We start from the raw sequence: 22926 nt of genomic DNA, 5'->3' as shown, positions 1-22926 counted from the left end.
TGAGCCTGCTGTTACTCGTACAGCCAGCGCCCCGCTTTTGCCGATTCAATCAACATTCCCAGCGTGAAATCGGGTACCACCGGCACTTCACGCTTATTGAATGGATTGAGAATCTGCGCCAGCGAGGGCTCATCGGGATAGTAGGTTTCAATGACGAATCCGCCGCGATCGACGCTGAACTCGCCGAAGAACTCATCCATCAGCGCAGCGGCTTCTTCACGCTCGAAGTTAAGATCGCTATCGATATCAATTTGCGGCGTCAGCGTTTTTTGCTTAAACAGGTAAACGCCATCGTAACGTCGCACCAACTCGTAGATACGCTGCTCAATTTCAACTGTCATCGCTTCTGCACCTCCACTGATTTCACCGGAGCGCCATTCTGCCATGCAATCCCAACAGTTGAATGAAAAAAATCTCTGCGGGAGAATTTTGAGACAAAGAGCCAGTTTTCCAGGCGGGATGCCTGGTTTATTGCGTTAATGCATCCTGCGCTTCTTTCAACTCTTCACGTGCTTCATCCAGTTTACGCTGCTGCTTCTCAATTTTATCGCTGCGGCCTTTGGCCTGCGCTTCCCTTAGATCTTGTTCGCGCTCCTGCACTTTCAATTGCTTCTCGGCCACTTTCTGCTGGCGCGCTTTAAGCAAGCCGCTGTCGGTGCAGTTTGCATTGGTTTCGCGTAACGCTTTTTCCAGACCGGCGATGCGCGCAGCATTGCCATGCTCACGCGCCATCGCCAGCTCTTGCTGAATATCCTGCTTTTTAGCGGCGCAGCCGGTGGCTGGGTTGGCAGCCTGAACAGACGTCACGGTCAAAGCAGAGAAAAGAATCGAAAGGGAAATCAGGGTGTTTTTCATGGTGAGCTCTTGGTTTACGTTGATGGGCGCTATTATACGAAGAGTTCTTAAGAGGATCTTAAAGGTGCAAGCAACTTACTAAGCCGTTTCCATTAAGCTGCCGTTTGACGGTGAAAAAAGGCTTGGCGCTATTAATTTGATACACATAACGCCAAACTCACCTCGGACATGATGTGGCTCCGCCTCACAATTGGCGTTGAATCAAACTCGTGTGAATCGTTTTAATTTCACCTTTTAAGTTATCTCCGCGATACACCATCGACGTATCGTACCGTTGATACTTATCTTCTCGTGTGGCGCTAAACCAATTAAACGAACCAACACACAGTAAACGCTCGTCCCCAATTACGATTTTACTGTGAACGCGATTGACCAGCTTAGTAGTAACACCAAACTCATTCAGTTTTTCCAGTGCGCTGTGAAGCCGCCGCTGTTTTTCTTGACGCTTTTCATAATCACTATGTTCGGTATTGTAATGCTTGTCCGTCACCACAGTAATATCAACACCGCGAGCACGTGCCTGAATCATTGAGTTTAAAAAGCCAGTTTGCTCAAGCATTTGCCAGGTCAACCAAGGAGAGACAATGGTAATGCTCTTCTCGATTGTACCCAATGTCTGATTCAGAAATGCATCATGCTGATCTACCCCATGTAGCGTAGAAACGGGCATCTGGGCTGCGTTCAAGTCTTTACGTACCTGAAATTCAAACGCTAATGCGTTGCTGTCTTGTGCAAACAAGTATTTTGCCAATAATCCTCTTGGCGAAGAGGCAGGTTGGATCTCAAATAAATCCATGTCCCCAAAGACCAGGAAACTATCTTTAGCGCGGGAGACCGCAACGTTCAACATGCTGCTGTCGCTGTCGATAAATCCACCATCCTCATGTTTGGAATAAACTGGGGAGAAGATCACGATTGCTCTTTCTGCACCTTGCAGGGAGTGAACAGTGCCGACGGTCAGTGAATCATCATCTCCACCACAGTTAATACCCAGCTTACTCAATGAGGCTCTAATAGCGTTCACCTGCGCCGAAAATGGCGTTACGATTCCCACCGTTTGATGCAGTGGTTTGTCATAATGATGCTCTATTTCTTCTTTATGGGTCGCCAGCCAAGCCGCTATTGTCTCGGCTTCACAAGTGTTGTATCGGCTGCCACCGTTTGCCCGTTTACCCAACCCATTAATATGCAGATAACCCATCGCTGGAAAAAGTGTCTCTTTTTCACCGCCCCGTTTTGGCTGTAACTTGCCGTGGTAGCAGAGCGCGTTACAGTAACCGATGATGTTATCGAAACAGCGGCGATGCTCATACAGATACATGCCGCGGGCCAGATCCGGGTCATACTGGTAGCGCGAGCTAAATTGGGCGATTTTCATCACGCTGCCCGATGCCGAGCTTTTCCCTGAATCACATATAAGCGCATAAGTCTCCGCTAGCGCTTCCTGTGTACCGACAGGGAGGAGGTTCTCCTCAACCATATTGCCGATATCAATGCCCGGCAAACTGTTCCAGATGGGTGCGATCTGTTCCGTATCGCCAATTACTAACGCTTTTTTTGCTAATGCGAAGGAGGCTGCGGCTACCTCCGGCAATACCTGCCCCGCTTCATCAACAATTAATAAATCGGCAAAATTATAAAAATATCCGGATTCAAATTTCTTAGCGCCGCCAACATGTTCGCTGATGACCATATGACGAGGCAGCATGTAACAGGTCATCACCACACAAGGGGTGAGCTTCATTCTTCGATGCCAGCGAGCCAGGGTAGCTTTCGCCCCCTTACGACCTTTTTCCTTTCGAAGATCGCCAATGGCGGCCATGTCCATCAGCCATCGCCCCTCCCAGTAGTGAGATGCAGTAAGAAATGCCGGGAATCGGATAGCCGTATCGGCGAGCGCATCAGCCACAGCAAGGGTTATCTCATCTTTGCCCGCATGTCCCAGGGAAACCGAGAAACCATGCCAAACTCGCAGAGCTTCGCTTTCACGTCTGGAAACGTCCTGAGCAAAATCAATCTGCTGCTGGTACTTGGCCTGCTCTTTTTGGGCGCGAGCAATAAGCCCGTCGATATAAGCATCAACATCTTCCGGCGCTGAGCCCTTAAACTCGGCCATTCTTGTACCAAACGTAGTGTCGAGTAAGAGGTTAATCTGATAGTGGCGCTTTGTACGAACCGCGGGAATCCAGGAGAAGATCGCATAGAGCATCGACTCGCTGGCACGATACTGTTGCCACTGCTTTTTACCCTGAGTTAACAACGCAATGTCTTTTGTGCTATCGAGCAGTAGCTTACTTTTATCGTGAATATAAAGGTCGAGGTCTTCGCTAAGGTGGATCCGCTCCTCGCGAATGCGGATCAAATTCCCCCAAGCCTGCTCAATATGTTTAAGCTGAGCTAACTGCGTGGTTAATCGCTCATGTAGTAGATTCACAACTTGTTCTGGAGAACGGCATTCCGCAGATGGGAAGGCTACTTTTGCCCTCTCCAGATAAAGTACCAGCGCATCTTCAACGTATTCGGTAGATTCCACACGGTTGAAAAAGTCTTCAGTCTGGTACTTTTTAGCGGCCTCAGCTTCACGCATTTGAGAAGGGAAATAAGCACCATAACTTTTTAGTTCCGGTAGCCAGCGCCCGGCCATAGCCCCTGTTCCAGTGGAAAAGTCTTTACCGAAGGCCTCAATGATATTGGTAACGGCTTGGTTGTTGGTTGAGGTGGCAATCACTACCGGTGGTTCAGATTTGTTAAATGCCGCTTTAACCCATTCAGTAGCAATGATTGAGAGAACAAGTGTAGTTTTTCCAGTTCCCGGCGGACCATTGACGGCAAGGATATCGCCCGACTGCTGCGTGAGATAATGGTTAAGAGCGTCGCGCTGCGCCACAGCAAGCGGGAATTCATCTCCTGAATGGCCTAATCGCTCGCTGAATTTCGCATTAGATGCAAGCAACGGTTCCAGGATCGGCCTGGCAGTCGAAGCAAAGCGTGTTAATAGCGGAACCTCTTTCTTGCACACCCGAAGATGATCATACAGAGGGAGGATATGGCGGCTGGCACCGCCGGGCTGGTTGGCTTTTATAACGTAACCATATTCGGCGAGTTCATATTGCTCGTGGGTGGCGACCCATTGTCCGATTACGTATTCCAGCAAATTGCTTATTTCAGTCTGAAATTTTTGCCACTGCAGCTGATGCTTCTCATACCGCTGGGCTCGCTGCTCGTCATTTTCCTCTTCGTATTGCTGTTCGTAATCCACTTCAAAGGTGGTCGAGTTATGCGTGGTTTTATATCTATCATATTGCGCCATCTCGCCAATTGAGAAGGTGCCTTTTGGGAGAGGCTCTAATAGATCACGGGGGATAGTGGCCGATGAAGTAGGGAACAAAAAACCTTCGCGATTAAGTAGCGCAGATGATACCAGCGGTGTGACTATTCCAGGAGCGCCTGCCGTTCGCTCTTTGCCGTGCTGTAGCAAACGTAACCAGGCTTTAGGTCGTAGCACTACCTCAACGGTTTTTACCGTGTCACCTTCACCCTCAAAAAACGCATTAACAGTCTCTTCATCCAGCCGTCCCGTGCTGATGTCCACCCAACGAGTAAATTTATCCGCATCCTTACGCTCAAATGCCCCTTTCCCTGATTCGGCATCGGCTAAAGAATTACGCCAGTATGATGTGAATCCCAGAGTATTCCTGTCCATTATCCATCCCTTGACATAATAAAATTATTGATTTAATTGATATTAACGCAACCCATGGTTGAACATTGTCCACGATGAGAACGCGATCGCAATAATTTGTTTATGTTGCTAAGGGAGTGAGATTAGGTAAAAAGCCAGATTTCAGATACAAAAAAAGCCGCTCGTAAGCGACTCAATTTTGCATCAATCGATGGTGCCGAAGGTCGGACTCGAACCGACATGTATCTCTACGGTTGATTTTGAATCAACTGCGTCTACCGATTTCGCCACTTCGGCACTGAAGAGGATGCGGAAAACGTTGGGGATTATACCGTTACGAACAGCGTGCGCAACCGGAATCGTTAGGGATGTGCGCTAAGCGTTGAAAAAAACAGCATTTCGCGGATAACTGCTTGTTATACCGTCGATCCTGCCAACCGACGTTCAAAAATTAAAACCCAGAACGGTCCCAATTTTCCCCAATCAGCCCGGTTAACTGGAACTTTCCGAATTCAAACCTCTCTTAACCAAAACTGACGCAGTCAGAACATAAAAGACAACGAGGTTGAGATGAAAGTACAACGCATGATTTGGGGATGGGGCATCGCGGCAGCCATGGTTGCGGGGAGCGCATCGGCAGCAAGCTGGCAGGATCAGCTGAGCAGCGCGGCATCGCAGCTGTCACAGCAAAACAACAGCACCAGCAACACCAGCACCACGCAGAATGGCGGCATGTCGCTCTCATCGCTTACCGGCCTGCTCAACGGCGGCGATAAAGCGGTGAGTTCCAACAGCATGACCAACGCCGCAGGCGTGATGTCCTACTGCGTGCAGCACAACGTGGTGGATAACAACGTGAAGTCGGTAAAAGATCAGGTGCTGAGCAAACTCGGCCTGAACAGCACCACCGCGCAAGAGCAGAAAACCGATTACCAGCAGGGTTTGCAAGGCTTGCTTAACACTGGCAACGGTCAGCAACTGAATTTGCAAAGTCTGAGCAACTCGCCGATGGGTGAGAAGCTGAAAACCAAAGCCTGCGATGTGGTTCTGAAGCAAGGCAAAAAATATATCGGCATGTAAGGACGCGCCGATATCAAGGCGCGAGCTGTCCCTCGCGCCTTTTCTTTAGTCCAGTAACGCTCGCGTCTCCAGCACCGTTCTCTGCAACAACTCCCGCGCCTGGTCCAGCGACCGAATGTTGGTATAGCCAATCACCAGGCCATAGCGTTTCTGCGTCTGCATATACCAGCCGGAAAGCGGCAAGACGCGCAGCTGATGCCGCTGCCAAATCTCCGCCAGCGCCGTATCCTGCGTGCCGCGCGGCAGGAAGGCGACAATGTGCATGCCGCCATCCGTCAGTTCAAAATCAAACACATCCGGGAAACACGCCTGTAAGGCATCCAGCATCATGCGGCGTCGCTGCTGATAAAGAGTGCGCATCTTTTTAATGTGACGATAGAAATGCCCTTCGCTCAGGAACTGCGCCAGAATCTTTTGCGGCAGCAGCGACATGCCGGTTTCAAGGATTTCCCCCAACTCGCTGAAGCGCGCGATGGTCTCTTTCGGCATCACCAGATAACCCACGCGCATCGCCGGCATCATGGTTTTGCTGAAGGTGCCGGTGTAAATCACCCGATCGTGCACATCGAGGCTTTTCAGCGCCGGAATCACTTTGCGCGTGTAGTGAAACTCGCCGTCGTAATCATCTTCAATGATCCAGCTGTCATTGTGCTGTGCCCACTCCAGCAGTTGATGTTTGCGCGGCAGCGATAAGGTTACCGCCAGCGGGCTGTGATGCGTAGGCGTGACGATGGCGAAACGCGCATCGGCGTGATAGCGCAGCAGATAATCCACATCCATGCCTTGCCGATCGACCGGCACGTAATGCAGATTTGGCGCGATCCGCTTCAGCAGTTTTTGCCCGAAGAAATAGCCGGGATCTTCAAACAATACCTTGTCGCTTGGCTGCGCCAGCACCGCCAAAATGAGTCGCAGGTTGGCGCGATAGCCGCTGGTGATGAAAATCTGTTCCGGCTGGCAGTTAAGCCCACGCGAAATATTCAGGTAGCTGGCGATGGCCTCCCGCAGCGGCTGATAGCCCATGACCGGCGGCAAAATCATCTCATCGGCGCGCAGGCTGCGCGCCGCTTTGCCGGAAATCAGCAGCCATTTTTTGTGCGGAAACGCATCCAGCGCCGGAATGCCAAGCCGCAGCTCGCCTTTGCTCTCACGCTGGGTTAACGCGCTCACTGACGGCGCAGGCACTGCCGTTTTCCCGGTTGTTTCCGGCAGAATCAGTTCGGGATTAACGCGCGTGCCCTTCGCGCCCTGACTGACAAAATAGCCTTCGCCGATCAGGATGTCATAAGCGGCTTCCACCGTTTTTCGCGCCACTTGTAACTCACTAGCCAGCGTACGGATCGCCGGTACGCGCTCGCCCGGCTTCAGCTGCCCTGCAAGAATCTGCTGGCGATATCGCGCATAAATCTCTTTATAACCCACGCCATGCCCTACCTGTTTTCACGTTTTTTGACCCTTTTCACTCAGACATGGAAGTTTAAGATGCCCGCATCACCTTCGCATTGAAAAACGACTGACCTGAGGAAAAAAACATGACTGCACGCGTTAACCACTTCAAAACCGTTCCGACACTGGTCAAAGCCATGTCCGATCTCTCCATGAACGTCAGTAATGTTTCATTAGAAACCTCACTGAAGCATCTGGTCGATCTGCGCGCCTCGCAGCTCAATCAATGCGCGTTCTGCGTCGACATGCATGTGAAAGAGGCCAAACTGCACGGCGAGCGCGAGTTACGTCTGCACCATGTGGCGATTTGGCGCGAATCCCCGCTGTTCACCGCCAAAGAGAAAGCGGCGCTGGCGCTGACCGAAGCGCTGACGCGTCTGGGCGATCACGGCATCGACGAAGCGCTGTACAGCGAGGTGCGCGCGCACTTCTCCGAAGTGGAGACCAGCGAGCTGACGTTCTGTATCGCGGTGATCAACACCTGGAATCGCCTGATGGTGCTATCGCAGATGACGCCGGGTGCACTGGACAGCGCTTATGGGTTGGATCGTGCTGATTTACGTTAATTTTTACCGCCAGTCGCTCATGCTGCTGGCGGCACCATGTTCATCTGCGCTGCCTGAGGCTATAGTGAGATTTTGCACCACACAGGACAGCGCACATGAAAGGCATCAACATTGCGATTTACTTCGATCCCGACCAGATTCACATCTGCGTTCACCAGCAGGATGACAGCTATCTCAGCCAACACTTTATTTACGACGACAGCGTAATTGAAGAGATCTATCAGTGGCTGGAGCAGTTCACGCCTAATCGCACCCACATTTGCCTGATTGAGCACGATACCGCCGATATCCTTGCCGATGAGTTGGTGGATAACGGTTATCACGTCCATCAGGTGACGCAGCACGATCTCTTGACCTGGTTCGCCAACGAACCGCCTGCCGAACCCGATGGTTCACCGGTGCGCGCGTTGCTGCGTTATCTGGAGAACGAGCAGCCATCCGAATACCAGTCACGCACGCCGCAGATTGAAGCGTTGATGGATCTGCTGGATGAGCTGGACGATCTCGAAGGTGTGGATGAAGTTGAAGATGAAGACAATCTGCCGGATGACGTGCTGCGCCTGATGAAGCAGAAGAAGATCAGTGCGCAAGACGCCGCCCAACGCCTGCTGCCGGATGTGAATGAGCGCATTCGCGAGCATTTAATCAATTATCCCGAACTGATGACGCCTGAGCTGCTGCAGGATTTCTTCCCTGAGCTGATCGAGGCGCTGGATACGCCGAAGCATTGATGTTTGGGTAGGTGCGGTGCCCACCAAGGTCGCCATAAATGGCGCCCCTACGGAGGGCATTGCGGCTTTGGTAGGGTCGCCATTTATGGCGACCTGGAATTCTGAGGAAATTTCATGCTGGAGTTGTTTAAAGCCATAGGGCTGGGATTGGTGGTGATTTTGCCGCTCGCCAATCCGCTGACCACGGTGGCGCTGTTTCTCGGCCTGGCCGGAGAGATGAATTTCCAGGAGCGTAATCGCCAGGCGATGCAAGCCTCGATCTACGTTTTCCTGATCATGATGGTGGCGTGGTACGCCGGCAGCGCGGTGCTGCACACCTTTGGCATCTCCATTCCCGGCCTGCGTATGGCGGGCGGATTGATTGTGGCGTTTATCGGTTTTCGCATGCTATTTCCGGCGAAACCGGTCGGGCATTCGGTCGAAGCCGAGCACAAGCAGGATGAACTGGACGCGACCGACAGCAACCGTGAAACCGTCAACATCGCATTTGTGCCGCTGGCGATGCCGAGCACCGCGGGACCGGGCACCATTGCGATGATCATCAGTTCCGCGTCGACGGTTAAATCGGGCGTAGATTTCCCGGCGTGGGTAGTTGCCGTTGCGCCAGTGCTGACGTTTTTGGCCGTGTCGGTGATTCTGTGGATTTCGCTGCGCAGTTCCGGCGCCATCATGAAGCTGGTAGGTAAAGGCGGCATCGAAGCGATTTCACGTCTGATGGGCTTTTTGCTGGTGTGTATGGGCGTGCAGTTCGTGATTAACGGCGTGTTAGAAGTGATTCACAATTATCATTGATATCGTGGGATGAAAAAAAGGTCGCCATGAATGACGACCTTAATGTTTTATTTCAACGTCTTACGTACTTCTGCTACCTGATCTTTCGTCACCGCTGGCGCATTGTTGCTCCAGCCCTGACGAATGAAGGTCGCCAGTTTAGCCACTTGATCATCATCCAGACGCTTAGCAAAACCAGGCATTGCCAGCGTTGATGGCGCTTTCTCAGTGGATGGCTGCTGCGCACCGGCCAGAATGGTGTGGATCAAACCACCTGGATCCTTGGCATTGACGATGGTCGCCTGATCCAGCTCCGGGAAGATCCCCGGCGCACCTTTACCGGTGACAAAGTGGCAGGCGCCGCAGTTGTCGATATACAGACGCTCACCTTCCGACAAGCCTTTCGCAGCGGTCAGTTTCGCTTCCGTCGCCTGCTGTTTCTTCACGTCATACGCCTGCAGCGCCGGGTTGCCGCCAAGGAACTTCAGATAGGAGGCAATCGCTTTCAGGTCAGCATCGGTCATGTGCGAGCTCGAGTGCTCAATCACTGACTTCATCTCACCGCCCACTGCAGCCTTATCGTTACGACCGGTTTGCAGGTAATCGACAATCTCCTGCTCGCTCCAGCGCGGCAGACCGCGCAGTGACGGTACATCCCAGCTGTTCAGGCTGCCACCGGCAAGGAACTGATCGTCGCCGCTATCCAGCGCTTTCTCGTTCATGCCGAGGCCACGTGGCGTATGGCAGCTGCCGCAGTGACCCAGGCTTTCGACGATGTAAGCACCGCGATTAACCTCTTCTGACGCGCCGCCAATTGGCTGGAATGGCTTGTCAGAGGTGAACGCCCAGTTCCAGAAGCGCATGCCCCAGCGCTGGCTGAACGGGAAGCTCAGATCGGTTTCCGGCGGCTGCTCGCTGCTTGGCTTCACGCCTTTCATGAAGTAGACGTAAAGCGCGTGCATATCGGCGTCGGAGATTTTGGCGTAATCCGGGTACGGCATCGCCGGATAGAGACGCGACCCATCCGGCAATACGCCTTTGCGCACCGCGTCGGAGAACTGCTGCTCGCTGTAGTTGCCGATGCCGTGCTCTTTGTCCGGCGTGATGTTGGTGGAGTAAATGGTGCCGAGATTCGACTCAATCGCCAAACCACCAGCGTAATCCCCTTTACCGGAAACGGTATGGCACGCCATACAGTCGCCGAGACGCGACAGGTATTCACCCTGCTTGATCAATTGAGCTTCATCTTCTGCGTGTGCCTGCAGTGCAAAGCTGCCCAGCAGCACGGCGTTGGCGATTAACAATGATTTTAATTTCATGCGCTTATGCCTGTACCAGTGGACCGGGATTTTTCAGATAATGTTCTTTAATGGCTTGTGCCGCCATCAAGGTGATCGCGCCGATGGTATCGGTCGGGTTCGCCTGGAAATTTTGCGGGAAGGCGTTGCCGCCCGGCACAAACACGTTATGAACATCCCAGCTCTGCAGGTACTTGTTCAGTGCAGAGGTTTTCGGGTTATCGCCCATCACCGCGCCGCCCACGTTGTGGGTCGAAACGTATTTGGTGAGGTCAAAGTCCGCGCCCATCGGCAGGAAGCTCATGCTCATGCTGTCTGGGTTAAGCTCTTTGGCGATGTTGCCGACGATGCCTTTCAGGTGCTGTTGCAGCTTCAGTTCGTTCTCTTTCCAGTTGAACGTCATACGCAGCAACGGCTGACCGCGATGGTCGGTGTAGTTTGGATCCAGATCCAGATAGATATCGCGGTACGACTGGCAGGTAGTGGTGATGCTGATCTTCATGGAATGGTTGTACCACTCCTCCAGACCTTCCTTGTAACCCATGCCCCAGCTCGGTGTGCCTTTCGGCAACGCCGCCGCCATTGGCGTGCCGGTGGCTTGCGAGCTGTGGATCTTGGCGCCGCCGAGGAAACCGAGGCCCGGACCATCGAAGTTGCCTGGTGAGATGTCGTTGAACATCTGGCCGGTGGCGCCGGCGGTGGCGTAAGAGTTGAAGTTTTTGTCTTTAAAGAACAGGGTTGCGCCGCCGTTTGACAGGAACGCGTAGTTACGCCCCACCACACCTTCTTCGGTGATGGGGTTATACGGCTTGCCGATACCGGAGAGCAGCATCAGGCGTACGTTATAAAGCTGGAAGCTGGAGAGCACCACGATCTTCGCCGGCTGGAACACTTCGTTGCCGTCCACATCGTAGTAAATCACGCCCTTGGCGGTTTTCTGGTCGTCATGCAGTACCACTTTCACCACTTCCGCATGCACTTCGTAAGAGAAGTTCGGCATACGTTTCAATGCATCCATCACCGCCGTTTGTGGTGAGGCTTTAGAGTAGTTGAGGCACGGATATTTCGAGCAGTAGCCGCAGTAGTTACACGGTGCGATCTGGTTGCCGTACGGGTTTTTCCACGCGCGTGATACGCACGCAGATGGGTTCGGGAACGGATGGTAGCCGAGTTTGGTGGCCGCCTCTTTGAACATCACGTTGTTCAGCGTATCTTCCAGTGCAGGCAACGGATAAGGTTCAGAACGCGGACCTTCAAACGGATCGCCGCCCGGCAGAATCTGGCCGCGCAGGTTGCCGGTGGTGCCGGATTGACCGCAGATCAGCTCAAACTTGTAGTAATACGGCTCGATCTCTTCCCAGGTGAACGGGAAGTCCATCACGCGCATATCTTCCTGCAGGATGCCCGGCTTGTAGGCCTCATCGACGTAGGTTTTCAGCTTCAGGTCGGTTGGGGTTGGACGAATCAGCACCGCCGTCCAGTGCATGCCCGCGCCGCCCACGCCGGTTCCCGGCGCAAACGCGCCCCATTTACGGGTCGGCAACGCCGTCTGGCTGCTGTTGTAACGCACAGTGACCGCCACTTCTTTTGGCGTAGCGAACACTTTGTTACGCACGTTGTAGGCGTATTCATCAGCCGGTTTCGGATAAGCGAAATCCGGGTAATCACGCTCGCCGCCACGCTCCAATGCGCGCACTTCGAGTCCCGCCATCGCCAGTTCAATACTCATCAACGAGCCGGCCCAGCCGAGGCCGCAAACGACGACGTCGACTTCTTTCTTTGTAATCTGTGCCATGTTAATCCTGTCTCACATACCAAAAACGGGGGTGTGCTTACGCGCTTTCACCCAGGAGGCTGACCGGTCCCAGCGGGTACGGCACGTTGTGCTGCTTCACCCATTCGGTAAAGCTGGCGCGTGCGCCCGGGAAGCCGATGGCAATCCAGGCTTTCATGCCTTTGTTGCCGCCGTACATCGGGTCAGCGAGGTAGCCGTGTTTGGTATCTGCAAGCAGCTGGCCGAAGAACTGCGAGGCTTTCAGGTTCTCTTCGCCCAAGGCGGCGAAGTCGATGCCGTCGTTTTTGTTCACTTTAGTCAGCACCGCATCTTTCTCTTCCAGTGACAGCTCATGGAACGGTTTCTGGAAGTTGCTTTGCGTCCACTGATTCACCAGCTTGATACCGGTTTGGTACATCTGCTGCGGCGTGAACGGAATTTGATAACCCATGGTGGCAGGCGCATGCACGTCGAAGGGACCTTGCATGTAGATCTCTGCCCCGAACTCCGGGCTGTGCAGCTGCTGATCGATAAAGATCGGCACGTTGGTTTCCAGTGCACCCGGCGCTTTACCTTTGCCGCCGGCTGGAATCAGGCGATCGGCCGCGGCCAGAATAAATTGCCACTCATCGGCACTGAAAAAGATCGGTTTATAGTCGGCGAGCTCGGGTGCTGCCATTTCCGCAGCTTGCGCCGCAGTCAATCCCTTAAATACCAGGTCACTTAATGGCAAAGCCAACAGCGCCCCAAGTAAAAACTTACGTCTGGTGGTCGGTTTATTTAGAAGCATGGCGCGACGACTCTCACTTGCTAAGAAAGATAATTATTTTTGTTAATAGCTTTATAAATCGGTAAATAACCTGGCAATCTTAGGGATATAGGTATTTCAGAATGTAAAAATTCAATTATGGATGTGTTTTGATGAAATTCAGTCATCATGTTGAATTTAGGTTAAGGCTTGGTAAAAGGCTTTCGAGGCGAAAAAACGGGGTTTAACCGTACATTTGATGGGATATTGGCACTAATCAGTGGGCATTTGACCAGGTATTATCGCGCAAAGAAATAATTGCAGAAATGAATCAATGAAAAAAAATCATACTTCCATACCAGAGAATTATTCTCATTTATAACATCTTATTTACTTTATTGACCAGCAGATGAACGATCTATTTCGTGGAAATGACAAGTCGCGCACAAAATAAACGTAATAATACCTCAGAGTAATCAATTGTTATTTTCCGGCACAGCTCAGAACAAACCGGCATTTTGCCAAAGCGACGGCAGAGATAGAGTGAATTTATCTATCACTCAGGACAATAATAATGCGCTCACTGATTTTGCTCGTCGCTTTATGGGGCAGCAGTTTTGCACTGCACGCCGCCACACCGAAAGATACCCTTGTCGTCGCCGTCCCGCTCGACGGCATTATTAGCTTCGACCCCGCTGAAAGCTTCGAAACCGTCAGTAACAGCGTGCAGCGCAACATCTACCAAACATTAGTGGAGGCAGATCGTAATGATCCGCAGAAGCTGGCACCGCTGCTGGCCACCCACTGGCAACAAGGCAGTACGCCACACAGCTTAGTGTTCAACATCAAACCCAACGCACACTTCTCCAGCGGCAATCCGGTGACGGCGCAGGATGTGATCTTCTCACTGACGCGCGCGGTGCAGCTGAACAAAGCGCCCTCTTTCATCCTCGCCGAATTTGGCTGGACCAATGAAAACATCGCCAGCCAGTTTAAAGTGCTGAATGACCATCAGCTGGAGATTCAGTGGCCAGCGCAGATTGGTCAAAACCTGGCGCTGCGCCTGCTGACCGCGCCGGTTGCCTCGGTGGTGGATAGCAAAACCGTGCAGCAACACGTCGCCAATAACGATTTCGGCAACGGCTGGCTGCACACCAACTCCGCCGGTAGCGGCGCATTTATCCTTCAGCAATATGTGCCGCAGCAGGCGCTGGTGCTGAGCGCCAACCAACAAGCTAATCCGCAGCCGAAGCTGAAACGCATTCTGCTTAAAGGCGTGGCGGATGCCGGTGCGCGTCGTCTGCTGATTCAACAAGGCGATGTCGATGTGGCGTATCAGCTTGGCCCGGATCAGATTGATGCGCTGAAGAGCGACAAGAACCTGCGCATTGAAGCCTTCCCATCGAGCCTGGTTTACTACCTCGGTTTCAATACCAAAGACAAAGCGCAACCGGCATTAGGCAATCCGGCGCTGTGGCAAGCCGCGCGCTGGTTGGTAGACTACAACACCATCTCGAAGGATTTGCTGAAAGGTCAGTACCGCATTCATCAGAGCTTCCTGCCGCAGGGCTTTGACGGCGCGCTGGAAGATCAGCCGTTCCACTACGATGTGGCCAAAGCCAAAGAGATTTTAGCCAAAGGCGGCATCAAGCCGGGGACGAAGTTTGCGCTGACGGTGATCAATCAGCCGCCCTACATTGACGTGGCGCAGGCGCTGCAGGCCAGCTTTGCCAAAGCGGATGTGCAGATTGAGTTGCAGCCGGTGGCGGAATCGGAGCTGTGGAGCAAAATGCGCGGTCGCGATTTCCAGTCGATCTTCATTTACTGGGGCGCGGATTATGTCGATCCGAATACCAACGCTAGCGCCTTTGCGTATAACGTGCCAGGCGGTTCCAAAACCCTGGCGTGGCGCGTCGGCTGGGATATTCCGGATCTGAGTGCGAAAACCCGCGAAGCGGCCGGTGAAAGCGATGCGGTTAAGCGCCGTGCGCTCTATACCGATTTGCAGAAAACCGTGCAGCAGAACTCACCGTTCGTAGTGACGCTGCAAGGCGCGCAACAGGTTGCGGTGCGTAATAACGTGAATCATGTGCAGCAAGGGATTGGCGTGAGTTTGCTGTTTTTTGATACGGTGCAGAAATAGTTTTAGATTGTGCTCGCTTTCCCCCTCCTCGGTCCTCCCACCAAAATTGTGCTCGCTTTCCCCCTCCTCGGTCCTCCCCCATAAATGGGGGAGGAAGATGCTGCCATATGTCGGTGCTGAGGCTGCATGTGGCAGCATCTCCTTCCCCCGTTTACGGGGGAAGGTCGGGATGGGGGGCAGCACGCACCTAATCTCCTTCCCCCGTTTACGGGGGAAGGCCGGGATGGGGGGCAGCACGCACCTAATTCCCCCTTTTTCGGCACAATCTTCATCCCTCCTCGCGCGCCGCTTGCTATTCTTTCTGGCATAACCTATTGCCTGAGAGCGAAAAAATCATGACCACTCCGTTACTGATTGCCCAAAAGCCTGACGTTCAACTGCATCTTCTCTCCAACATGGCGAACCGCCACGGTTTGATCACCGGCGCTACCGGCACCGGCAAAACCGTCACGCTGCAAAAGCTGGCGGAATCCTTCTCCGATATCGGCGTGCCGGTGTTTATGGCCGATGTGAAAGGCGATCTCACCGGCATTTCCGCCGCGGGTGAAGGTTCCGAGAAGCTGCTGGCGCGTCTGGCGAAGATTGGCGTCAGCGACTGGCAGGCGCAGAAAAATCCGGTAATGGTGTGGGATATTTTTGGTCAGCAAGGCCATCCGGTGCGCGCCACGGTATCCGATCTCGGCCCGCTGCTGCTGGCGCGGTTGCTTAACCTTAACGACGTGCAATCGGGCGTGCTGCAAATCATCTTCCGCATCGCAGACGATCAGGGCTTGCTGCTGCTGGATTTCAAAGATCTGCGCGCCATGACGCAGTATATCGGCGATAACGCCAAAGCCTTCCAGACGCAATACGGCAACATCAACAGCGCGTCCGTTGGGGCGATTCAGCGTGGATTACTGGCGCTGGAGCAGCAAGGTGCTGAGCACTTCTTTGGCGAGCCGATGCTGGATATCCGCGACTGGATGCGCTGCGATAGCAACGGCAAAGGCTTTATCAACATCCTCTCGGCGGAAAAGCTCTATCAAATGCCGAAACTCTACGCCACCAGCCTGCTGTGGCTGCTGGCCGAGCTGTATGAGCACTTGCCCGAAGCCGGCGATCTCGATAAGCCGAAAATGGTGTTCTTCTTCGACGAAGCGCATCTGCTGTTTACCGACGCGCCACCGGTGCTGCTGGAGAAAGTTGAGCAGGTAATTCGCCTGATCCGTTCGAAAGGCGTTGGCGTCTATTTCGTTACGCAGAATCCCGCTGATATTCCCGACAACGTACTGGGCCAGCTCGGCAACCGCGTGCAGCACGCGCTGCGCGCCTTTACACCGAAAGATCAGAAAGCGGTAAAAAGCGCCGCCCAAACCATGCGCTCCAATCCGGCGTTTAATACCGTCGAGGCGATTCAGGCGCTCGGCACCGGCGAAGCGCTGATCTCCTTCCTTGATGAAAAAGGCAGTCCATCGATGGTGCAGCGGGCGATGGTGATTGCGCCCGGCTCGCGCATGGGACCGGTTACGCAGGATGAAAGAAACGGCCTGATTAACAATTCACCGCTGTACGGTAAATACGATTGCGAAGTCGATCGCGAGTCGGCGTTCGAAATGCTGCAAAAAGGCGTGCAGGCCACCACGCAGCAAGCCAATGCGCCGGAAGCCAAAGGCAACAATGTTGCCGTTGACGACGGTATTCTCGGCGGCCTGAAAGACATTCTGTTCGGCACCACCGGACCGCGCGGCGGCAAGCGCGACGGCGTGGTGCAGAGCGTGGCGAAAAGTGCTGCGCGTCAGGTCACCAATCAGATCATTCGTGGTGTGCTCGGCAGTTTGTTAGGCGGACGTCGCCGCTAAAAACTCTTTGCGACCCTCTAAAATGGGAGGCATGAATGCCTCCCCTACAAAGGATTTATGGATAAATATCAACAACTCAAACGCAGCAAACGTCTGGCGCTGTCGCTGCTGCTGATTGCGGCAGCGACTTTTGTCGTAACGCTTTTTTTGCCCCCCAACTTTTGGGTGCTCGGACTGAAGGCAATCGCGGAAGCGGCGATGGTCGGCGCATTAGCCGACTGGTTCGCCGTGGTGGCGCTGTTCCGGCGCGTGCCGGTGCCGTTTATCTCGCGTCATACGGCGATTATTCCGCGCAACAAAGATCGCATTGGCGAGAATCTGGGTCGCTTCGTGCAGGAGAAATTCCTCGATACCGATTCGCTGCTGGCGCTGATTCGCCGCCACGATCCATCGCAGATGCTGGCGCAGTGGCTCAACACGCCGGGCAACGCCGATCGCATTGGTCGCCATCTGTTGCAGGTGATGCGCGGTTTTCTCGATCTCACCGATGATCAACGCATTCAGCGCTTTCTGCGCCGTGCGGTGCATCGCGCGCTGGATAAGGTCGATCTCACCCAATCCAGCGCGCTGCTGCTGGACAGTCTGACGAAAAATAATCGCCATCAGGAGCTGCTGGATGCGGCGGTAAAACAGCTGCTGCGTTTGCTGCACAAACCCGGAACGCGCGAGTTTATCGCCGCGCAGATTGTGCGCTGGCTGAAGCGCGAACATCCGATCAAAGCCAAAATGCTGCCAACCGAATGGCTTGGCGAGCACAGCGCCGATATGGTGGCGAATGCGGTGGATTCGATACTCGATCAGGTGGCGCTCGATCAGGGACATGAGTTACGTCTGGGCTTTGACCGCGCGGTGCAGCGGCTGATTGAGCGACTGAAAAGCGATCCCGAAATGGCTGAACGTGCTGAAAGCATCAAGAGCTGGCTCAAGGAAGATGAGTCGTTCAATCGCTACATTGGCGAGCTGTGGCAGGATTTACGTGGCTGGCTGAAAGATGATCTGAATAGCGAGGATTCACGGGTGCAGGAGCGCGTCAGATTGGCTGCGCTGTGGCTGGGCGAAACCCTGGCGGCCGATGAAGCGCTGCGCGCCTCGATGAATCAGCATCTGGAGGATGCCGCACGCAGCGTGGTGCCAGAGTTTGCTGCCTTCCTGACGCGCCATATTAGCGATACGGTGAAAAGCTGGGATGCGCGCGATATGTCGCAGCAAATTGAGTTGAATATTGGCCGCGACCTGCAGTTTATCCGCATTAACGGCACGCTGGTTGGCGGGACGATTGGGCTGATTTTGTATGTGTTGTCGCAGGTGCCGGGATGGATCGAGCGTATTCAGTAAAAAGGTCGCCATGAATGGCGACCCTACGGACGGGGAAAGGTCGCCATTTATGGCGACCGCCCAACATTAACGGCGTTTCATCAGCAGGAACAGGCTGATGGCGAAGAACGCGCCGCTTGGCAGAATCGCACCCAGAATCGGCGGCAAACCGTATACCAGACTTAGCGGACCAAAGATCTGGTCCAGCACGTAGAACAGGAAGCCAAAGCTAATCCCCGTCACCACGCGCACGCCCATCGATACGCTACGCAGCGGACCAAAGATAAACGACAGCGCCATCAGCATCATCACCGCCACAGAGAGCGGCTGGAAGATTTTGCTCCACATATTCAGCTGGTAGCGCCCGGCAACCTGGCCGCTCTGCTTGAGGTATTTGCTGTAGTTATACAGGCCGGTGATCGAGAGCGCGTCCGGGTCCAGCGCCACTACGCCGAGCTTGTCAGGTGTCAGGTTGGTTTTCCATTCGCCGCTCAGGCTTTGCGAGCCGGTAATTTGTTTGGCATCTTGCAGATCCGATTCATCGACCTGCGACAGCGCCCAGACCTTTTTATCTGCATTCCAGGCGGCACTCGCCGCATAGCGTACGCTGAGTAAACGGCGCTGATCGCTGAACTTATAGATGCTGACGCCATCAATCTCGTTATCGCCTTTGATGCGCTCGATGTAGATGAAGTCGTTGCCGTCCTTCGCCCACAGGCCGTTTTGCGTTGAAACCAGCGAGCCACCGTACAGCTGCTGCGCACGGTAGTTACGCGCCATCTGCTCACCCTGCGGTGCAACGAATTCGCCCACCGCCATGGTCAACAGCACCAGCGGAATCGCCGTTTTCATCACTGCCAGCGCCACCTGCATGCGGGTAAAGCCCGATGCCTGCATCACCACCAGTTCGCTACGCTGCGCCAGCGTGCCCAAACCGAGCAATGCGCCCAGCAGCGCCGCCATCGGGAAGAAGATTTCGATATCTTTCGGTACGCTGAGCAGCGTGTAGTAACCGGCGTCGAGGGCGGTATAAGCGCCCTGCCCGGTTTTACGCAGCTGATCGACGAACTTGATAATGCCCGACAGCGACACCAGCATGAACAGCGTCAGCATGATGGTGTTGAAGATGGTTTTGCCGATATAGCGGTCAAGAACCTTAAACATCAGACCGATCCTCCACGGCTAAAGCGCGCGCGGATGCGACGCATCGGCACGGTATCCCACATGTTCAGCAGCACCGCCAGCGCCAGATAGGAGAAGTTCACCACCCACATCCAGATGGCCGGATCGAAGCGGCCTTTCGCGGCGTTGGAACGCAGAGAACTTTGCAGTAAGAAGAAGATCAGGTACAGCAGCATGGCTGGCAGCATCGACAGCACGCGGCCCTGACGCGGGTTCACCACGCTAAGCGGCACCACCATCAGCGCCATAATCAGCACCGCAAACACCAGCGTTAAGCGCCAGTGCAGCTCCGCCTGGAACTGCGGGGTTTTGGTCTTGAACAGCGTGCTGATATCCGCCTGATCGGCATCGTTCGGATCGAGCGTGGCTTCTTTGTAGCCTATCACCGCCTGATAGTTGACGAAGTCCGTGATGCGGAAGTCACGCAGCAAGGCGGTGCCTTCAAAACGCGTGCCTTTATCCAGCGTCACCACTTGCGAGCCATCTTTGTGTTGCTCCATGTGGCCGCTATCAGCCAGCACCACTGAGGGACGCGCATTGCCTTTCGGACGCAGCTGCGCCAGGAACACGTTGCCGAAGGTATTGCCCTTCACATCTTCAACAAACAGCACCGCATTGCCGTCGCTGGAGGTCTGGAACTGTCCAGCCGCCAGCGCCGCCGCGCCTGGGTTGGCTTTGGCGTTTTGCGTCACTTCCTGCTGATAACGTGATGACCATGGCCCTAACCAAATGACGTTGACCGCCGCCACAATCGAGGTGAACAGCATCAGGATCATCGCGGCTTTAATCAGCACACTTTTCCCCAGGCCGCAGGCATGCATCACCGTGATTTCACTTTCGGTGTACAGCCGCCCAAGGGTCATTAAAATCGCCAGAAACAGGCTTAGGGGCAGGATAAGTTGTGCCATTTCAGGCACGCCAAGTCCTAACAATGTCAGAACTAAGTTTGTTGGGATTTCGCCATCCACCGCAGCACCCAAAATCCGCACTAACTTCTGACAAAAGAAGATCAGTAGCAGGATGAAGAGGATAGCCAGCTGGCTTTTGAGCGTTTCCCGAACCAGATATCTAATGATGATCACGCTTAGTACGCCTGTGATAACTTGTCTTTTTGCAGGAAAATCGCTAGTTTCAACGCTTATCAGCCATTTTTCTTCATCAATGGCCGTCATCGTAGCTAAAATAGTATGACGAACGCGTTAGCGTGGTGAAAAAACAACATACTTGTCACCACCACTCATTATGACTACCGGCGTTGAATTGTCATGGCGTCGTAACGAATTAATGAGTTACGAGCGCGCTACATTCTAACGACAGCCAAGGCCGTTGTCTTTAAGATTCAGGAGAGTGCATGGAGTTCAGTGTAAAAAGCGGTAGCCCGGAAAAACAGCGTAGCGCCTGCATTGTTGTTGGCGTTTTCGAACCGCGCCGTTTGTCACCCATTGCTGAGCAGCTGGATAAAATCAGCGATGGCTACATCAGCGCCCTGCTGCGCCGCGGTGAACTGGAAGGAAAAGTGGGCCAAACGCTGCTGCTGCACCATGTGCCGAATATCCTCTCCGAACGCATCCTGCTGATCGGCTGCGGTAAAGAGCGCGAGCTTGATGAGCGCCAGTATAAGCAGGTCATTCAGAAGACAATCAATACTTTGAACGACACCGGCTCAATGGAAGCGGTGTGCTTCCTGACTGAACTGCACGTCAAAGGTCGCAATACTTACTGGAAAGTGCGTCAGGCGGTCGAAACCTCTAAAGAAGCGCTCTACAACTTTGATCAGCTGAAAAGCAACAAAGTCGAGCCGCGCCGTCCGCTGCGTAAACTGGTGTTCAACGTGCCGACCCGCCGTGAACTTACCAGCGGCGAGCGTGCCATTCAGCATGGTTTGGCCGTAGCTGCTGGTGTGAAAGCCGCCAAAGATCTCAGCAATATGCCGCCAAATATTTGTAACGCCGCGTATCTGGCGTCACAGGCGCGTCAGCTGGCGGATGCGTACAGCAAAAATGTCACCACCCGCGTCATCGGCGAGCAGCAGATGAAAGAGTTGGGGATGAATGCCTATCTGGCGGTTGGCGCGGGTTCGCACAATGAATCGCTGATGTCGGTGATTGAGTACAAAGGCAATAACGATCCAGAAGCGCGTCCTATCGTGCTGGTCGGCAAAGGCTTAACCTTCGACTCCGGCGGCATCTCGATCAAACCGGCTGAAGCGATGGATGAGATGAAGTACGACATGTGCGGCGCGGCGTCTGTGTATGGCGTGATGCGCATGGTGGCGGAACTGAATCTGCCGCTGAACGTGGTGGGCGTGCTGGTGGGCTGTGAAAACATGCCTGATGGCAAATCGATGCGTCCGGGCGACGTGTTGACCACTATGTCAGGTCAAACCGTTGAAGTGCTGAATACTGATGCGGAAGGCCGTCTGGTGCTATGCGATGCACTGACCTACGTTGAACGCTTCGAGCCAGAAGTGGTGATTGACGTGGCCACGCTGACCGGCGCCTGTGTGATTGCGCTGGGTCATCATGTCAGCGGTTTGATGTCGAACCACAATCCGCTGGCGCACGAGCTGATCAGCGCGTCTGAACAGTCCGGCGACCGCGCCTGGCGTCTGCCTATGGCGGATGAGTATCAGGAGCAGCTGGAATCCAACTTTGCTGATATGGCGAACATTGGCGGCCGTCCTGGCGGTGCGATTACCGCCGCCTGCTTCCTTGCTCGCTTTGCGCGTAAGTTTAACTGGGCGCACCTGGATATCGCCGGTACTGCATGGCGTTCCGGTAAAGCCAAAGGCGCAACCGGCCGTCCGGTACCGCTGCTGTCGCAGTTCCTGCTGAATCGCGCAGGGTTGAACGGCGACGATTGATTTGGTGATGGCTGTCCCCCATCCCGGCCTTCCCCCACAAGTGGGGGGAGGAGACGCTGCTACATGCGAATTCACAACTAACATAGGGCAGCATCTTCCTCCCCCACTTGTGGGGGAGGACCGAGGTGGGGGACAGCAAGCACCAAGCACCCCCCTCTCATCCAAAGGATCCCATGAAAAACGCCACTTTCTATGTGATGGAGTCTGAGAGCGCCGACGACGGCCTAACCGCCATCGAAGCGTTGGTGTGCTCTCTTGCCGAAACACGCTGGCGTGACGGCAAACGCATCCTGATTGCCTGTGAAAACGAAGAACAAGCCAATCGGCTGGATGAAGCGCTCTGGCAACTTCCGGCAAACGCTTTTGTGCCGCACAATCTGGCTGGAGAAGGCCCGCGCTACGGCGCTCCGGTTGAGCTGGCCTGGCCACAGCGTCGCGGTAGTTCACCGCGCGATCTGCTGATCAGCCTTCTGCCACAGTTCGCAGATTTTGCTACTGGTTTCCATGAAGTGATAGACTTCGTTCCTTATGAAGAATCTCTAAAACAACTGGCGCGCGATCGCTACAAAGCCTATCGCAGCGTTGGTTTCCAATTGAATACGGCGACGCCACCCTCGCCGCAAACGACAGTGTAG

At 54.0% G+C, this 22926-nt stretch carries 18 protein-coding genes and 1 tRNA gene; 9 read left to right on the top strand and 10 right to left on the bottom strand.

The features are described from left to right. Window positions 1-11: 11 nt before the first annotated feature. The 4 genes from K5Y32_RS16670 to K5Y32_RS16655 all read right to left on the bottom strand — a co-directional run bounded on the left by K5Y32_RS16670 (window position 12) and on the right by K5Y32_RS16655 (window position 4834). Complete coding sequence (locus tag K5Y32_RS16670) at window positions 12-341, bottom strand: DUF1493 family protein (RefSeq protein ID WP_008107769.1); 330 nt, start codon at window positions 339-341, stop codon at window positions 12-14. Between the two features lie 127 nt (window positions 342-468). After that, window positions 469-855: a DUF1090 domain-containing protein gene (locus K5Y32_RS16665; protein WP_222185188.1), complete on the bottom strand. Its 387-nt coding sequence runs from the start codon at window positions 853-855 to the stop codon at window positions 469-471. Between the two features lie 184 nt (window positions 856-1039). Then, complete coding sequence (locus K5Y32_RS16660) at window positions 1040-4558, bottom strand: AAA domain-containing protein (protein ID WP_222185186.1); 3519 nt, start codon at window positions 4556-4558, stop codon at window positions 1040-1042. A gap of 191 nt (window positions 4559-4749) precedes the next feature. Next, window positions 4750-4834: transfer RNA gene (locus K5Y32_RS16655), tRNA-Leu, on the bottom strand. A 273-nt stretch (window positions 4835-5107) separates the two neighbouring features. Here K5Y32_RS16655 and K5Y32_RS16650 point away from each other — a divergent pair. Beyond that, on the top strand, window positions 5108-5617 hold the full coding sequence (locus K5Y32_RS16650; protein ID WP_101762213.1) for a DUF2501 domain-containing protein: 510 nt from the start codon (window positions 5108-5110) through the stop codon (window positions 5615-5617). Window positions 5618-5662: 45 nt separating this feature from the next. Here K5Y32_RS16650 and K5Y32_RS16645 read toward each other — a convergent pair whose 3' ends face one another. Continuing rightward, window positions 5663-7039, bottom strand: a complete 1377-nt coding sequence (locus K5Y32_RS16645; RefSeq protein WP_222185184.1) for a PLP-dependent aminotransferase family protein — start codon at window positions 7037-7039, stop codon at window positions 5663-5665. A gap of 110 nt (window positions 7040-7149) precedes the next feature. Between K5Y32_RS16645 and K5Y32_RS16640 the strand changes: the two genes are divergently transcribed. The 3 genes from K5Y32_RS16640 (at window position 7150) to K5Y32_RS16630 (ending at window position 9152) form a co-directional block, all read left to right on the top strand. After that, window positions 7150-7629, top strand: a complete 480-nt coding sequence (locus tag K5Y32_RS16640) for a carboxymuconolactone decarboxylase family protein (protein WP_137385086.1) — start codon at window positions 7150-7152, stop codon at window positions 7627-7629. 95 nt (window positions 7630-7724) lie between these two features. Further along, entirely contained in the window at window positions 7725-8360 is a 636-nt protein-coding gene (locus tag K5Y32_RS16635; RefSeq protein WP_101762216.1) for a hypothetical protein, read from the top strand. A 114-nt stretch (window positions 8361-8474) separates the two neighbouring features. After that, window positions 8475-9152: a MarC family NAAT transporter gene (locus tag K5Y32_RS16630; RefSeq protein ID WP_110868046.1), complete on the top strand. Its 678-nt coding sequence runs from the start codon at window positions 8475-8477 to the stop codon at window positions 9150-9152. A gap of 47 nt (window positions 9153-9199) precedes the next feature. Here K5Y32_RS16630 and K5Y32_RS16625 read toward each other — a convergent pair whose 3' ends face one another. The 3 genes from K5Y32_RS16625 to K5Y32_RS16615 are packed head-to-tail and all read right to left on the bottom strand — an operon-like array spanning window position 9200 to window position 12993. After that, complete coding sequence (locus K5Y32_RS16625) at window positions 9200-10450, bottom strand: cytochrome c (protein WP_222185182.1); 1251 nt, start codon at window positions 10448-10450, stop codon at window positions 9200-9202. Between the two features lie 4 nt (window positions 10451-10454). Then, window positions 10455-12224: a GMC family oxidoreductase gene (locus K5Y32_RS16620; RefSeq protein WP_192235833.1), complete on the bottom strand. Its 1770-nt coding sequence runs from the start codon at window positions 12222-12224 to the stop codon at window positions 10455-10457. 37 nt (window positions 12225-12261) lie between these two features. Further along, a complete protein-coding gene (locus tag K5Y32_RS16615; protein ID WP_222185180.1) occupies window positions 12262-12993 on the bottom strand; it encodes a gluconate 2-dehydrogenase subunit 3 family protein in 732 nt (243 codons plus the stop codon). A gap of 532 nt (window positions 12994-13525) precedes the next feature. Here K5Y32_RS16615 and K5Y32_RS16610 point away from each other — a divergent pair. The 3 genes from K5Y32_RS16610 (at window position 13526) to K5Y32_RS16600 (ending at window position 18267) form a co-directional block, all read left to right on the top strand. Next, entirely contained in the window at window positions 13526-15094 is a 1569-nt protein-coding gene (locus K5Y32_RS16610; protein WP_222185178.1) for an ABC transporter substrate-binding protein, read from the top strand. Between the two features lie 335 nt (window positions 15095-15429). Then, window positions 15430-16932, top strand: a complete 1503-nt coding sequence (locus K5Y32_RS16605; RefSeq protein WP_222185176.1) for a helicase HerA-like C-terminal domain-containing protein — start codon at window positions 15430-15432, stop codon at window positions 16930-16932. 57 nt (window positions 16933-16989) lie between these two features. Then, entirely contained in the window at window positions 16990-18267 is a 1278-nt protein-coding gene (locus tag K5Y32_RS16600) for a DUF445 domain-containing protein (protein ID WP_222185174.1), read from the top strand. A gap of 66 nt (window positions 18268-18333) precedes the next feature. Here K5Y32_RS16600 and lptG read toward each other — a convergent pair whose 3' ends face one another. Beyond that, a complete protein-coding gene (gene lptG, locus K5Y32_RS16595) occupies window positions 18334-19410 on the bottom strand; it encodes an LPS export ABC transporter permease LptG (protein ID WP_137385080.1) in 1077 nt (358 codons plus the stop codon). After that, the gene (lptF, locus tag K5Y32_RS16590) at window positions 19410-20510 is read right to left on the bottom strand and encodes an LPS export ABC transporter permease LptF (RefSeq protein ID WP_222185172.1); all 1101 of its coding nucleotides are present in this window, start codon (window positions 20508-20510) and stop codon (window positions 19410-19412) included. Before lptF ends, lptG begins: the two co-directional genes overlap by 1 nt. A 269-nt stretch (window positions 20511-20779) precedes the next feature. Between lptF and pepA the strand changes: the two genes are divergently transcribed. Further along, on the top strand, window positions 20780-22291 hold the full coding sequence (gene pepA, locus K5Y32_RS16585) for a leucyl aminopeptidase (RefSeq protein WP_008104244.1): 1512 nt from the start codon (window positions 20780-20782) through the stop codon (window positions 22289-22291). Window positions 22292-22464: 173 nt separating this feature from the next. Then, window positions 22465-22926, top strand: a complete 462-nt coding sequence (locus K5Y32_RS16580) for a DNA polymerase III subunit chi (protein WP_061718226.1) — start codon at window positions 22465-22467, stop codon at window positions 22924-22926.

This window comes from Pantoea sp. DY-15 (assembly GCF_019795935.1).
GTDB classification, from domain to species: Bacteria; Pseudomonadota; Gammaproteobacteria; order Enterobacterales; family Enterobacteriaceae; genus Pantoea; species Pantoea leporis.
The sequence above is the reverse complement of the archived record's forward strand: the minus strand, read 5'-3'. Positions and strand labels throughout refer to the sequence as shown.